Origin of the sequence: Nicoliella spurrieriana (genome assembly GCF_023380205.1) — a bacterium.
In the GTDB taxonomy this organism is placed as follows: domain Bacteria; phylum Bacillota; class Bacilli; order Lactobacillales; family Lactobacillaceae; genus Nicoliella; species Nicoliella spurrieriana.
This window is the reverse complement of the sequence record NZ_CP093361.1, coordinates 1,575,097-1,589,173: the sequence shown is the minus strand read 5'-3', so window position 1 is coordinate 1,589,173 and position 14,077 is coordinate 1,575,097. Positions and strand designations below refer to the sequence as shown.

At 42.3% G+C, this 14,077-nt stretch carries 11 protein-coding genes; all 11 read left to right on the top strand.

The features are described 5' to 3' along the window. Positions 1–4 precede the first annotated feature (4 nt). Positions 5–856, top strand: a complete 852-nt coding sequence (locus MOO44_RS08055; RefSeq protein WP_260116607.1) for an amino acid ABC transporter substrate-binding protein — start codon at positions 5–7, stop codon at positions 854–856. Positions 857–951: 95 nt separating this feature from the next. Continuing rightward, positions 952–2,214 (top strand): EF-P 5-aminopentanol modification-associated protein YfmF, encoded by a 1,263-nt coding sequence (gene yfmF, locus MOO44_RS08050; RefSeq protein ID WP_260117332.1) that lies wholly within the window; start codon positions 952–954, stop codon positions 2,212–2,214. Beyond that, positions 2,201–3,487, top strand: a complete 1,287-nt coding sequence (gene yfmH, locus MOO44_RS08045) for an EF-P 5-aminopentanol modification-associated protein YfmH (RefSeq protein WP_260116606.1) — start codon at positions 2,201–2,203, stop codon at positions 3,485–3,487. The genes yfmF and yfmH overlap by 14 nt, the downstream gene beginning before the upstream one ends. A gap of 93 nt (positions 3,488–3,580) precedes the next feature. Then, a complete protein-coding gene (locus tag MOO44_RS08040; protein WP_260116605.1) occupies positions 3,581–4,465 on the top strand; it encodes a helix-turn-helix domain-containing protein in 885 nt (294 codons plus the stop codon). Between the two features lie 52 nt (positions 4,466–4,517). Further along, the gene (gene pgsA, locus MOO44_RS08035; RefSeq protein WP_260116604.1) at positions 4,518–5,099 is read left to right on the top strand and encodes a CDP-diacylglycerol--glycerol-3-phosphate 3-phosphatidyltransferase; all 582 of its coding nucleotides are present in this window, start codon (positions 4,518–4,520) and stop codon (positions 5,097–5,099) included. Between the two features lie 41 nt (positions 5,100–5,140). Next, a complete protein-coding gene (locus MOO44_RS08030) occupies positions 5,141–5,614 on the top strand; it encodes a nicotinamide-nucleotide amidohydrolase family protein (protein WP_260116603.1) in 474 nt (157 codons plus the stop codon). Positions 5,615–5,700: 86 nt separating this feature from the next. Further along, entirely contained in the window at positions 5,701–6,792 is a 1,092-nt protein-coding gene (gene recA, locus MOO44_RS08025) for a recombinase RecA (RefSeq protein WP_260116602.1), read from the top strand. Positions 6,793–6,962: 170 nt separating this feature from the next. After that, positions 6,963–8,531, top strand: a complete 1,569-nt coding sequence (gene rny / locus MOO44_RS08020; RefSeq protein WP_260116601.1) for a ribonuclease Y — start codon at positions 6,963–6,965, stop codon at positions 8,529–8,531. Between the two features lie 87 nt (positions 8,532–8,618). Then, positions 8,619–9,422 (top strand): TIGR00282 family metallophosphoesterase, encoded by an 804-nt coding sequence (locus tag MOO44_RS08015; protein ID WP_260116600.1) that lies wholly within the window; start codon positions 8,619–8,621, stop codon positions 9,420–9,422. 21 nt (positions 9,423–9,443) lie between these two features. Next, the gene (mutS, locus tag MOO44_RS08010; protein ID WP_260116599.1) at positions 9,444–12,077 is read left to right on the top strand and encodes a DNA mismatch repair protein MutS; all 2,634 of its coding nucleotides are present in this window, start codon (positions 9,444–9,446) and stop codon (positions 12,075–12,077) included. A gap of 25 nt (positions 12,078–12,102) precedes the next feature. After that, the gene (gene mutL, locus MOO44_RS08005) at positions 12,103–14,073 is read left to right on the top strand and encodes a DNA mismatch repair endonuclease MutL (RefSeq protein WP_260117331.1); all 1,971 of its coding nucleotides are present in this window, start codon (positions 12,103–12,105) and stop codon (positions 14,071–14,073) included. The last annotated feature ends 4 nt before the right edge of the window (positions 14,074–14,077 follow it).

The window sequence follows — 14,077 nt, the reverse complement described above, 5'->3', positions numbered from 1 at the left end:
AATGATGAAAAAAATTTATAAATGGTTATCGCTGCTTTTAATTGCAGTGGTCGGATTGAGCCTTAGTGGTTGTGAATCCGTTACCCAGCGGGCGAATACCGAAAACACATGGAATAAGATCCAACGGAAAAAAGAGGTTGTCGTGGGGCTAGATGATAGTTTTGTTCCGTTTGGATTTGAAACTAAGGCGGGGAAGATTACTGGTTATGATATTGACCTCGCACGAGCGGTCTTTAAACAATACGGAATCAAGGTAAGCTTTCAACCCATTGATTGGTCGATGAACGTTACCGAACTACGCAATGGAACCATCGATTTGATTTGGAATGGGTTAACGGTTACTCCAGAGCGGGCAAAGATGATTGCCTTTTCCAAACCCTACTTATATAATGACCAGGAATTAGTTTCGTTGAAGAAGTCTAATATCAGGAACTTTAATGATATGCAGGGCAAGGAATTAGGGACCCAAACCGGCTCTTCCGAAATTATTAGCTTAGACAAACAACCAAAGCTACTAAAGGATAAGATCAAGAATCACCAACCAGTACTATACGATTCATTTACCGATGCATTTATTGATTTGAATGCCCAACGGGTCAGTGGACTATTGATTGATAGTACCTATGCAAACTACTACATCAAACACGAATCAACGCCAAATAAATATAGCACCTATGTGGGAGCTTTTCCCAAATCTAAATTAGCAGTCGGGGTCAGAAAGGGTGATACCACCCTGAGAAATAAGATTAATGACGCACTAGTGAAGATGGCGAAAAACGGTCAATTGAAAAAAATTACCAAGAAGTGGTTCGGAAATCAATATGATTCACCACTCCTTAAAAAATACGATAAATAAACGGGCATCCGCTCGTTTTTTGTTTGATATTTTAGTGCCCATAATTTAACATAGAGAATATGTAAATTTAAAGGGGAGAATTTGATTTGAAATTAATGAACGGCGTCAAATTAAACGTGGTTAAGACCACTAAGTTCAAAAGTACCAGCATCACGGTTGATTTTATTGAGCCGCTTGATCACACACGCTTTGCCAACCTCGCACTTGTGGCTGAATTAATGGAGACTAGTAACGGTGATTATCCGACCCAATCACTACTAGCTAAGCAGTTATCACGGATGTATGGGATGGTGTTTGGAGCCAACGTCTTAAAGTATGGCAAGCTACATATTTTAAGGTTAGTGATTAGTTTTCCAAATGAAAAGTATTTACCAACCAATGATTCCACCCTTAAAATGGCGGTTAATTTCTTAAATCAGGTTATTTTTAACCCCTTGGCAAGTGACGGTGCGTTTCAAGCGCAGACGTTCGAATTGCAGAAACAAAATCTAATCAATTACGTGAAATCGATTCCAGATGATAAGCAGTTTTACGCCAGTAACCAATTACGGGCACTTTACTACCAGGGGGAACCTAATTACGCAGAGTTTGTATTAGGAACCGTGGAACAACTACAAGCCACCACTGCCAAGGGGGTCTATGACGCCTACCGGGAAATGTTGACCCAGGCCCAGGTCCAAATTTCAGTACTAGGGGACGTAAATGAACAGTCAATTAAGGAGCAAATAACCCAACTTGAATTTAAGGAACGAGCTGAACATCAATATCCGGTTAAAATTGATCGGACCCCATTAACGAAGGTGGCTGAACGAACCGAACAACAGGCATTAAAGCAAAGTAAATTAGATATGGGGTACTACCTACCGGTCCGCTACGATAGTGATGATCGGTATGCGTCCATGCTGTTTAACTGCTTGTTTGGTGGCACGCCACAGTCGAAGCTATTTAGAAATGTTCGGGAAAAATATAGCCTGGCTTATTATGCTAGTAGCACTTTCTCTACGATGTCTGGCCTATTGATGGTGCAAACTGGAATTAACTCCAGTGACCATGAAAAGGTAATTTCAATTGTTAATGACCAGTTAGTTGACATTCAAAATGGTGATTTTAGTGATGAGTCGTTAGCAAACATTAAGGCTGACTTGATTAATGGGCGCTTATCTGGATTGGATAGTCAAAGACAATTATCTGATGAACGGTTAGTAGATAGCCTCTTAAATCGTCAACACGAGGCAGTGGATACCTGGTGCGATCGAATTCGGGCAGTGACTAAGGCGGAAGTAATGGCAGTGGCTAAACAAGTGAAACTACAAGCAATTTATTTCTTAGATGGGCGGGATAATGATGACAGTGAATAAAAAGGAATATTCAATTTATGGCGATAACGTTTATTCGAAGCGCATGGCAAATGGGCTATTGGTAATGGTGGTCGCTAAACCAGAGTATTACCGGACCTACGCCACGCTAGGGGTTGACTACGGCTCAATTGATAACCAATTTGTAAACCCTAATACTGGCGAAGTGGTCACACTCCCCGCCGGAATTGCTCACTTCTTGGAACATAAGATGTTTGACAAGAATGGCTACGATGCCTTTGACCTCTTTACTAAGTATGGAAGCAACGCCAATGCCTACACTAGTTTTACGAACACGAACTACCTATTCACTACGACGAATCACGTAATGGAGAATTTAAAAATTCTATTGGACTTTGTTCAAGAACCGTACTTTACGCCCGAAAAGGTGGAAAAGGAAAAGGGCATTATTGGACAGGAAATTCAAATGTATGATGATGATCCTAATTCGCGAATCTTCTTTCAAACGATTCGGAATCTCTATCCTGATTTTCCGCTAAATAAGGATATTGCTGGTTCCATTGAATCAATTGCTAAAATTACTGCCGATGATTTAAACTTGGCATATCAGGTATTTTATCAACCTAGCAATATGACGCTGAAGGTGGTTGGTAATGTTGACCCGGATGAGGTCTTTCAATTTGTTGAAGATGATCAAGCGGCTAAGCAGTTTGCAGCTCCGGTTAAGATTGAGCGTGTTTTTCCTAAGCAAGCTCCGTATGACTTTACCACAAGCCATCATGAAACGCTGAAGTTATCACGGCCAAAGGTAGCCATTGGGTTGAAGGGCATTGCTAAGTTGCCTAATGGTCCCTCAGAAGCTAAGCGTGAATTGACGATGTCATTGCTTCTGAACCTCTTTTTCTCTGAAAACTCACAGGTATATTCAGAGTTATATGATGAAGGAATTTTAGATGATTCATTTAGTTTTGAATTAGACTGTGAACGTGAATTTTACTTTGCGTTTTTGGCTGGTGATACTAACCACCCCCAACAATTTATTGAGCGGATTTTAGATGTCATGAAGACTGCAGTTAATAAGATCGATGAGTTAGCTAATGATTTTGCGTTAATTAAACGGGAAAAAATTGGGCAACGGGTTTTGATGATGAATTCATTAGAAGCGATTGCGATTCGCTTAGGATCCCCGTTAGATGATTTTACGAATCTGTATGATGAAGTGGATATCATCAATTCAATTGAACTGGCTGATTTAAAGGCAGTCGCTGGTCAATTGTTTGATTTAAAGGCGGTCACGACTAACGTTTTTGATTAAGAAATTATTCAAACCCAAAACAAATCTTATCTGACAACTATTGTTATGATATACTTAATAATGTAAAAATTTAAAAATATTGGGGTAATTTTGATGAGTGAAGAAGACAAACAAGAAACTTCATCAATTGGCCAAACCCTACACGATGCTCGTGTTAAAAAAGGGTTTACGATTGATGATCTGCAAAAGAATACTAAAATTCAAAAACGGTATTTGATTGCCATCGATGAAAATAAATTCGATGAACTACCTGGTGATTTCTACGTGCGGGCCTTTGTTAAGCAGTATGCTGACGCAGTGGGACTTGATGGAAATGAGCTACTTAAGCAATTTGATGCTACCCTTCCTGATACGCAAAATCCTGAATACGTTGATAAAGTCAGCGAGGATAAAATTGCGACCAGAACTGCTCAGCGGAAGGTCGATGATCGGAATACGACGATTAGACGTTACATTCCAGTGACCGTTATTTCAGTTGCGGTGGTATTAGTAATTGTGGTCATTTGGTTCGCAGCTGCTAAAAGTTCTAAGAACTCCCAACAAACAAATATCAGCAGCAGTAGTAGTTCTGTTTCAGTATCTGGTTCTTCCAGTAGTTCTGCTTCCAGCAGTTCCAAGAAGCAGGTTAAAAAGACGACTACTAAGAAGAAGACGACTGCTAACAACACGACCATTAAATCCACTGCTGCTTCTACTGATGGTGGGACCTACACCGTTACCACTAAGAAGGCTGCTAGTGAATTAAAAATCACTACTTCTGCTAAGGCATGGGTCAGTGTAAACGCAAATAGTAGTAACGTTTATCAAGCATCACAAGATGCAAATGCTAGTCATACCGTTAAGTTACCTAGCAACACGACTTCAGCTACCCTTAATTTAGGAAACGCAACTTCCACTAAGTTATCAATTAATGGTAAAGCTGTTAAGTTAACTGGCACATCGCAAGTTCAAAACATTACTTTTAACTTTAGTAAATAAGATTATAAAAGGCGGGGTCGTAGTACCCGGCTTTTTATTTGGAGGTTTTTTGATGAATTTACCAAACAAATTAACTGTATTACGAATTATCTTGATTCCCATTTTTATTTTAATTTTGGTCCTACCAGTTAGTCTTGGATCGGTTAGTTTTCTGGGGAGTACCATGTCGGTAAACAACCTATTGGGGGCCATTATCTTTGCGGTAGCAACTTTGACCGATTTTTTGGATGGACAAATTGCTAGACGGGACCACTTAGTTACGAACTTTGGCAAATTCGCTGATCCACTAGCCGATAAAATGATTGTAATGAGTGCCTTTATCATTTTGGTATCATTTGGTAAGGTGCCGGCCTGGGTCGCTGCAATTATTGTGTGTCGTGAATTGGCAGTAACGGGGTTACGATTAATCGCAGTCCAGACTGACGGTGAGGTGATTGCTGCTGCTTGGCCTGGTAAGATTAAAACGGCTTCACAGATGTTTGCGATTTTGTTTTTATTAACCAATAACTTTTTATTTAGTATGATTAACGTACCCATTGGTGAAATTTTATTATACATTTGCTTATTTTTTACCGTTTACTCCGGTGTGGAATACTTTATTAAAAGTCGTGATATTTTTAAAAATTCGATTTAAAATAACATTAAATTCGTATTTAAATGGTAAGGAGGTTCAAAATGGCGAATCAATTTCAAACTGAGCTGGTCCAACGCATGATTGTAAACCGCATTACCATTACGGCTGCTGAAAGCTTAACTGCCGGGATGTTTCAAAGCACACTAGCAGACGTTGCAGGAGTTTCAGCAATTTTTCCGGGGGGCTTTGTAACCTACGCCAATGAAGCGAAGCATCAATTGGTGGGGGTTAGTAAGCAAACGATTGAACGCTTAGGGGTCGTTTCTGAGCAAACGGCAATTGAAATGGCTAGTGGAGCACGGATGAAAATGAACACCCGTGCTGCAGTTTCATTTACCGGGGTGGCAGGTCCCGAATCACTGGAGGGTCAGCCAGCCGGGACGGTTTGGATCGGCATTAGTTTTACTGATCACACTTCATTTGCAAATGTTTATCATTTTAGTGGTGATCGGGATGCAGTTCGAAAACAGGCTGTTGCAAAGGGATTTGAATTACTCGCGCGCCAATTGAATTGATTTAAACGAACTTTTGTTTGCATTTTTAACGATTGATTAGTATAGTAGATAAAGATGATTTTTGGATTTGACAAGGAGGAAAATGAATGGCTGACGAACGAAAAACGGCACTAGATGGTGCATTGAAGCGAATTGTTAAAGAGTTCGGCAAGGGTTCCATTATGCGGATGGGCGACCGTGGCGACACACGGATTTCTACCGTTCCTTCTGGATCATTAGTTTTGGACAATGCCTTAGGCGTGGGCGGTTATCCACGGGGCCGGATTGTTGAAATCTATGGGCCAGAAAGTTCTGGTAAGACTACAATTGCACTAGAAGCCGTTGCTGAGGTACAAAAGCAGGGTGGAACTGCTGCTTATATTGATGCTGAAAATGCATTAGACCCTGAATATGCGACTAATTTAGGGGTGAATATCGATGATCTATTGTTATCCCAACCAGACACTGGTGAACAGGGATTACAAATTACCGATGCTTTAGTATCTAGTGGTGCCATTGATATCGTGGTAATTGATTCAGTTGCTGCTTTAGTTCCACGAGCAGAAATTGAAGGTGAAATGGGTGATACCCATGTTGGATTGCAAGCCCGTTTAATGTCACAAGCATTAAGAAAATTATCGGGGACCATTAATAAGACTAAAACGATTGCACTCTTCATTAACCAAATTCGTGAAAAAGTCGGGGTAATGTTCGGAAATCCCGAAACCACTCCTGGTGGCCGGGCCCTTAAATTCTATTCTACGATCAGATTAGAAATTAGACGTGGTGAACAAATTAAGGACGGCACTGATATTATCGGAAGCCGGGCTAAGATTAAGGTCGCTAAGAATAAGGTTGCGCCTCCGTTCAAGCGGTGTGAAGTTGACATCATGTATGGGAAGGGTGTTTCCCAGGATGGTGAATTGATCGATATGGCTGCTGATAAGGATATCATCAATAAGGCTGGTTCGTGGTATTCATACGGAAACGACCGAATTGGTCAGGGCCGTGAAAATGCTAAGCAATACCTAGTTGAGCATCCAGATGTTAAGGCTGAAATCTATAAAAAGGTTCGCGCTGCTTATGATATGGATGGTCAAAATGAAACCGATGCTGTTGATGAAGCAGACCAACCAGTTGATCAACCAGCTAATGATAAACCCAAGGCCAGCGAAGCTAAGCCAAAGGCAAATAAGTAAAATCTAAAAAACAAGTTAAGTTCGCTTAATTTGTTTTTTTATTTTGAAATGGTTATAAGTTAGTTGACACTTAGCCCGCTAAAATTTAAAATGGAATATGTGTGATAGTAATCAATAACATCTAAAATACTGATTAATTAATCATTGTTTGATGATGCGGAGGTGTTATAGTGTCATTTATTTATTTAATCCTCGTCGCAATCATCGCTATTATCGTTGGTTTTTTTGTTGGAAAAGCAGTGCACCAAAGTGCTACTGAAAAGCGTCTTAATGCTGCCCATCAAAATGTTGATGACATTTTAGAAGCTGCAAAGCGCCAAGCTGAAACCACCAAAAAGGAATCCATCCTTGAGGCGCGTGAAGAAAGTAATGATTATCGATCGAAAATTGAGAAAGAATTGAAGAACCGGCGTTCTGATATTCAAAAACAAGAAGATCGATTATTACAACGCGAAGATTCGCTAGACCGGAAAGAATCTTCCCTAGAAAAACGGGATAATTGGTTCAGCAAGAAGGAAGCTAAGCTTAGTTCGGACGAAAAACAAATTGCTAAACGACAAAAAGAAGCAGAATCACTCGTTGAAAAACGTCAACTTGAAGTTGAACGGGTCTCATCGCTATCACAAGATGAAGCCCGCGATTTAATTATCAAGGAGACTAAGAATCAATTAGCTGATGAGCGGGCCAAGATGATTAAGTCTAGCTATGATCAAGCGCATCGTGATGCGAATGAAAAAGCGAAGAATTTAATTGTTCAGGCAATTCAACAAAGTGCTGCTGATACGGTTTCAGAAACGACAGTATCAGTCGTTAATTTACCAAATGATGACATGAAGGGCCGGATTATTGGTCGTGAGGGCCGTAATATTCGTACCTTTGAGACGTTAACTGGAATCGATCTGGTAATCGATGATACTCCAGAAGCCGTAATCCTTAGTGGTTTTGACCCGATTCGAAGAGAAGTGGCCAAAATTGCATTGGAAAAGTTGATTAAAGATGGTCGGATCCACCCAGCTCGAATTGAAGAGATGGTGGATAAGAGTCGTCGTGAATTAGATCAACACATCCAAGAAGTGGGTGAAGATGTCATCTTTGACTTAGGGATTCATTCGATGAACCATGAGTTAACGAAATTAGTTGGTAAATTAAAGTATAAGATGTACTTTGGTCAAAATGCTTTAAGTCGGTCGATTGAGGTGGCTAAACTAACCGGGGTTCTAGCTGCTGAATTGGGTGAGGATGTTACATTAGCAAAACGCGCAGGATTATTACACGAAATTGGGCTTGCAGTTGATCATGAAGCGGACGGTTCGCACGTTAAAATTGGTGCTGACCTCGCTAAGAAGTATCACGAAAGTCCAGTGATCATCGATTCAATTCAAGCTGATGACAGCGCTAGTTCTACTCAACCACGGTATGTGATTTCTGAATTAGTGGCGGTTGCTGAAAAGATTTCGATCTCTAGACCGGGGGCAAAGAGTAAATCGCTTGAAAGCTTTGTCCATCGTTTAGATAGTTTAGAAAAAATTAGTAACAGCTTTAAAGAAGTTAAACAAAGCTATGCAATTCAAGCTGGTCGTGAGATTCGGGTCATCGTTAATCCCGAAAAGGTTTCCGATACACAAGCAGTTGTTTTAGCTAGAAATATTAAACGAAAGATTGAATCTGACATGGAATATCCAGGTCACATTAAAGTCACGATTATTCGTGAAGTTCGATCAGTTGAATATGCAAAATAAAAAAGGCCATCCTGGCCTTTTTTATTTTAAAATGTTCGTGGTAAAATTAAAATAAATGTTTTAATGAAAGAATTGAGGACCAGATTAATGAGATTACTATTTGTTGGTGATACCGTGGGAAATATGGGTGTATCCATGCTTCAGGAATATTTGCCCAAGTTAAAGCGGGATTTAAAGCCCCAAATTACCGTTGTGAACGGTGAAAATGCGACTGCTGTTGGCCGGGGTATTAGCCAGCGGGTTTATAAACAGATCATGAGTGCCGGAGCGGATGTAATTACGTTAGGTAACCATGCTTGGAATAATGCTGAAATTCTGGATTTTATCGATCAGACACCGAATTTAATTCGGCCTGCTAACTATCCAGGTCCAGACGTGCCAGGACGTGGATACACGATTGTAAATGTAAATGGCAAACAGGTGGCCATCATTAACCTACAGGGATTGGTATTCATGGATAATTTAAATAACCCATTCGATACAATTAATGCGATTTTAGAACAGGTGGGGGCTAAAACGGACTATCAATTCATTGACTTCCACGCTGAAACGACCAGTGAGAAGATGGCAATTGCCCGGTATTTAGATGGAAGAGTATCGGCACTGGTGGGCACCCACACCCACGTTCAAACTAGTGATTATAGGGTATTACCAGCAGGAACCGCATTTATGAGTGATGCTGGAATGACGGGGCCATACGATAGTATTTTAGGAATGCAGACCGATTTAATTTTGAAGCGATTCATTACCCAACGCCCGGTTCAATTTAAGGTGGCAGAAACCGGGAGTGGCATTTTGTCTGGGTGTGTAATTGACCTTAGTGACCGCACTGGGCTGGCGACTAAAATTCGACCAATCTTAATTAATCCAGACCATCCTTATAGCAATTAAACAAATGAAAGGAACTTTTTAATGGCAAATGCGACTAAATTAACACCCATGATGCAGCAATACCAAGCAGTTAAGGACCAATATCCGGATGCTTTTTTAATGTATCGATTGGGAGATTTTTATGAACTGTTCAATGAAGACGCAATTAAGGGGTCCCAAATCTTAGAACTCACTTTAACTAGTCGGAACCGCAATTCTAAGGATCCGATTCCAATGTGTGGGGTCCCGCACCGGGCAGTGCAAAATTACGTTGATATTTTAGTCGACCGTGGATATAAGGTTGCCATTTGTGAGCAAATGGAGGATCCCAAGCTAGCCAAGGGGATGGTTAAGCGCTCGGTGACCCAATTAATCACACCCGGGACGCGAACTGAATCCGGTGTCGAAAACGCCAAGAACAATAATTATTTGACTGCACTGGTGTATGATGATCAAACAAAGCAATACGGGTTTGCGTATGCTGAGCTATCGACGGGTGAGCTTAAGACCAGCCAGTTGGGGACGGTGGATACGATTATTAACGAGGCGTTAAGCCTCCAAACAAAGGAAGTCGTGGTGGATGCAAAGGTAAGTGATGCGTTAGTCCAGCGCTTTACTAAGCTTGGTATTTTGGTTTCACATCAAGATGAGATCAAGTCGATGGCAGAAACTAGCTACTTAACTGAGGGGCTACCTAGCGCGGTGCAAAAGCGCAGTGTTGCCATTCTTTTGACCTATATTACCGAGACCCAGAAACGCGATTTAGCGCACCTACAACGAGCCGTGGCTTACGAACCGTCGGCGTTTTTAAAAATGGATCATAATTCACAGTATAATTTAGAATTGACCCAAAACATTCGAACGAAGAAAAAATCAGGCACCCTACTGTGGCTACTGGATAACACAAAGACGGCCATGGGGGGTCGGAAATTAAAGCGTTGGTTAGTCCGTCCGTTGATTGATCGCCAAACGATTACTAACCGCCAAAATGCAGTGGCGGAGTTATTGAACCACTACTTTGAACGTAGTCAACTAACGGATGCGTTAGTGAAAGTCTATGATTTGGAACGCTTAGCGGGCCGGGTAGCGTTTGGGAGCGTTAATGGCCGCGATTTAATTCAGTTGAAGACTTCGTTGGACCAAATCCCCCAAATTAAGTATTGTCTAGGCCAACTGGATCAAAAAATACTGGGCCCCATTGATGCACATCTGGAACCCGTCGATGATGTTTCCCGTTTGATCGAGGCTGCGATTGTTGATGAACCACCGATTTCGGTTACAGAGGGTGGCATCATTAAGGACGGCTATAGTCATCAATTGGATCAATATCGGGATGCAATGCAAAATGGGAAGCAGTGGCTAGCCGAGTTAGAGACGCGTGAACGCAAGGCCACGGGGATTAACAATTTAAAAATTGGCTATAACCACGTGTTCGGGTATTATATTGAGGTGACGAAGGTGAACTTAGGGAAATTACCTAAGGACCGGTATCAACGTAAACAAACCCTGACCAATGCTGAACGCTTTTCCACGCCTGAGTTAAAGGAACGCGAGTCGTTGATTTTAGAGGCTCAGGAAAAATCAAAAAGCTTAGAATATGAATTATTCGTTGAGGTCCGTGATCAGGTCAAAAAATCGATTCAGCGGCTGCAACGGCTAGCTGATGCAGTGTCAACGTTAGATGTATTGCAAAGTTTTGCTAACGTTAGTGAGGAGTATCGGTTGGTACGCCCTGAATTGAACGATGCACATGACTTAGAAATTATTGACGGTCGCCATCCAGTAGTTGAAAAGGTAATGGGCCGCCAGTCATACGTTCCAAATGACGTTAAGATGAATTCAGATACCAATGTATTATTGATTACCGGACCGAATATGTCCGGTAAGAGTACCTATATGCGCCAATTGGCATTAACGGTGGTAATGACTCAAATCGGGTGCTTTGTGCCGGCTAAGTCCGCTAAAATGCCAATTTTTGACCAGATCTTCACTAGAATTGGTGCGGCTGATGATTTAATTAGTGGCGAAAGTACCTTTATGGTCGAGATGAAGGAGTCTAACCAGGCATTACAGCAAGCCACTCCCAATAGTTTAATTCTATTCGATGAATTAGGGCGGGGGACTGCGACCTATGATGGAATGGCATTGGCCCAGTCAATTATTGAATACGTCCATAATTATATTCACGCTAAAACGCTTTTTTCGACCCATTACCATGAGTTAACTGCATTGGACCAAGAACTAGCCCAACTAAAGAACGTCCACGTTGGGGCGAGTGAAAAGAACGGCGAGCTGGTCTTTTTACACAAGGTCGAACCCGGCGCGGCTGATAAATCCTATGGGATCCACGTTGCTAAAATTGCGGGGCTACCAGCGCCATTGCTTCAGCGTGCTGATGTAATTTTAAAGGACTTAGAAGCACACGCTAGTCCGATTGAATCGCAACCACAGGCCACGTTAGCTGCGACCCCAAAGCCGGCTCCCGCATCCAAATCAGGTGATGCAGATGGCCAATTGGCATTGTTTGCAGAGCCGGATCGAACGCCACGGACGGAGCCCATGAGTAAGAACGACCAACGCATCTTAAATGAGTTGGCCCAGACAGACTTAATGAGCTTAACGCCAATGGACGTTATGAATCGGGTCTATGAATGGAAACGACGTTTGAAGAAGTAACTGATCCAAGAAGGGAGTGTTAATGATGGGAGCAATTCACAAATTGTCACCAATTCTGTCCAATCAAATTGCGGCCGGTGAGGTGGTTGAACGACCAGCTTCGGTTGTTAAGGAACTGGTTGAAAATTCAATTGATGCCCATAGTACGCAAATTGATGTGAACATCAGCGATGCTGGGTTTAAAATGATTCAAGTCATTGATGACGGCAGGGGAATTGACCCAAAAGACCTCCCGCTTGCGTTCACGCGGCATGCCACCAGTAAAATTATTGATCGCCGTGATTTATTCAATGTGCATTCACTGGGGTTTCGGGGGGAGGCCCTGCCTAGCATTGCATCAGTTGCCGATGTTGATTTAAAGACATCAAATGGCACGGAAGGTGCTGAATACCACGTTCGGGGTGGAAAGCTAATTGATCGGAAACCGGCCGAACTTAGGCGGGGAACCTCGGTGAGCGTATCGAACCTCTTTTTTAATACGCCAGCGCGCCTCAAATACATGAAAACACCAGCGACCGAGCTATCCAAGATTACCGATGCGATGAATCAAATTGCACTGGGCCATCCAGAAATTTCATTCACGTTAGTGCATAACCAGCGGGAACTATTACGGACGGCCGGGCGCAATGATCAACTCCAAGTCATCGGTGGGATTTACGGTGCATCTAAGGCGCACAAGATGCTGTCGTTCAAGGGCGCCGACTTAGATTTTAAAATTAATGGATACGTGAGTTTACCTGAATTGACCAGGGCTAATCGCAACTATGTCGTTGTGATTTTAAACGGCCGGTTCGTTAAGAACTATTCAATCGTAAAGGCAATCGTGGATGGATACAAATCAAAGCTAATGGTGGGGCGCTATCCGATTGCAGTGATTAATATTCAAACGGATCCAACGTTAGTTGATGTTAATGTTCATCCGACGAAACAAAGCGTCCGGATTAGTAAGGAAGAGCAGCTCTGTACTTTAATTACGAATACGATTGCTGAGCGTTTCTTACACCAGAATTTAATTCCAGACGTAATGAATCAGCAACGGCCGGTTCAACCTAAGTATCATGATGATCAATTAGCATTTCAATTGAACCAAAATTCAACCCATTACCAAGCTGCTGCCGCTCCGTTGCCACAACAGCAACCGCCAGTCGATTCAAATGAGCCTACAAACAAATCATCGCTTAAACCGCAAACGAAGCGCCCCAAGCGCGTCATTATGGTTGAGAATAAGGCCGATTTAGCTAGCGCTGATGTTCAAAAATTCGTTGCCTACTATCAGGCCGAAGGGACGATGCCACCATTTGATTCCGCTACTAATCCAAAGCCGGCTGCAACGCTGGCCCCGGTGGAAGCTAAGCCAGCTGCTAAGCCGGCTGAGAACCAGCACCAATTTCCGAATCTGGTTTATATTGGACAGATGCATGGAACGTACTTGTTGACGGAAGCAGCGGATGGCATGTACATCGTTGATCAACATGCTGCGCAGGAACGGATTAATTACGAACGGTTTCGTGAATCGATTGGAGACGTGGCAAACGACCAACAGGATTTATTGGTCCCAATCGTCCTGGAGTATTCCACCACTGATACGTTGGTATTATCTGAACGCTTGGAACTATTGAAAAGTATTGGCATTTTTTTGGAACCGTTCGGCAAGAATAGCTTCATCGTTAGGAGCCATCCAACGTGGTTTATCAACGGACGAGCGGAACAAACGATTCGAGAAATGGTCGATCAAGTGCTGACTAACGGAAAGCTTTCCGTTGCTCAATTTCGCGCCCAGACTGCGATTACAATGAGTTGTAAGCGGGCGATTAAGGCTAATCACCATTTGGATCGGCAGCAGGCCGTATCACTACTAGATCAGTTAAGTCAGGTCGAAGATCCTTATAATTGTCCGCACGGTCGGCCGGTGTTGGTTCATTTTACTAATTACGATATGCAAAAAATGTTCAAACGAATTCAAGATTCCCACGAGAGCCAAACCAAACGGAATTAAGGAA

What these genes read in the sequence shown, in the direction of transcription:
- MOO44_RS08055 (WP_260116607.1), top strand. Translation starts at nt 5, where the DNA reads ATGAAAAAAATTTATAAATGGTTATCGCTGCTTTTAATTGCAGTGGTC.
- yfmF (WP_260117332.1), top strand. Translation starts at nt 952, where the DNA reads ATGAACGGCGTCAAATTAAACGTGGTTAAGACCACTAAGTTCAAAAGT.
- yfmH (WP_260116606.1), top strand. Translation starts at nt 2,201, where the DNA reads ATGACAGTGAATAAAAAGGAATATTCAATTTATGGCGATAACGTTTAT.
- MOO44_RS08040 (WP_260116605.1), top strand. Translation starts at nt 3,581, where the DNA reads ATGAGTGAAGAAGACAAACAAGAAACTTCATCAATTGGCCAAACCCTA.
- pgsA (WP_260116604.1), top strand. Translation starts at nt 4,518, where the DNA reads ATGAATTTACCAAACAAATTAACTGTATTACGAATTATCTTGATTCCC.
- MOO44_RS08030 (WP_260116603.1), top strand. Translation starts at nt 5,141, where the DNA reads ATGGCGAATCAATTTCAAACTGAGCTGGTCCAACGCATGATTGTAAAC.
- recA (WP_260116602.1), top strand. Translation starts at nt 5,701, where the DNA reads ATGGCTGACGAACGAAAAACGGCACTAGATGGTGCATTGAAGCGAATT.
- MOO44_RS08015 (WP_260116600.1), top strand. Translation starts at nt 8,619, where the DNA reads ATGAGATTACTATTTGTTGGTGATACCGTGGGAAATATGGGTGTATCC.
- mutS (WP_260116599.1), top strand. Translation starts at nt 9,444, where the DNA reads ATGGCAAATGCGACTAAATTAACACCCATGATGCAGCAATACCAAGCA.
- mutL (WP_260117331.1), top strand. Translation starts at nt 12,103, where the DNA reads ATGGGAGCAATTCACAAATTGTCACCAATTCTGTCCAATCAAATTGCG.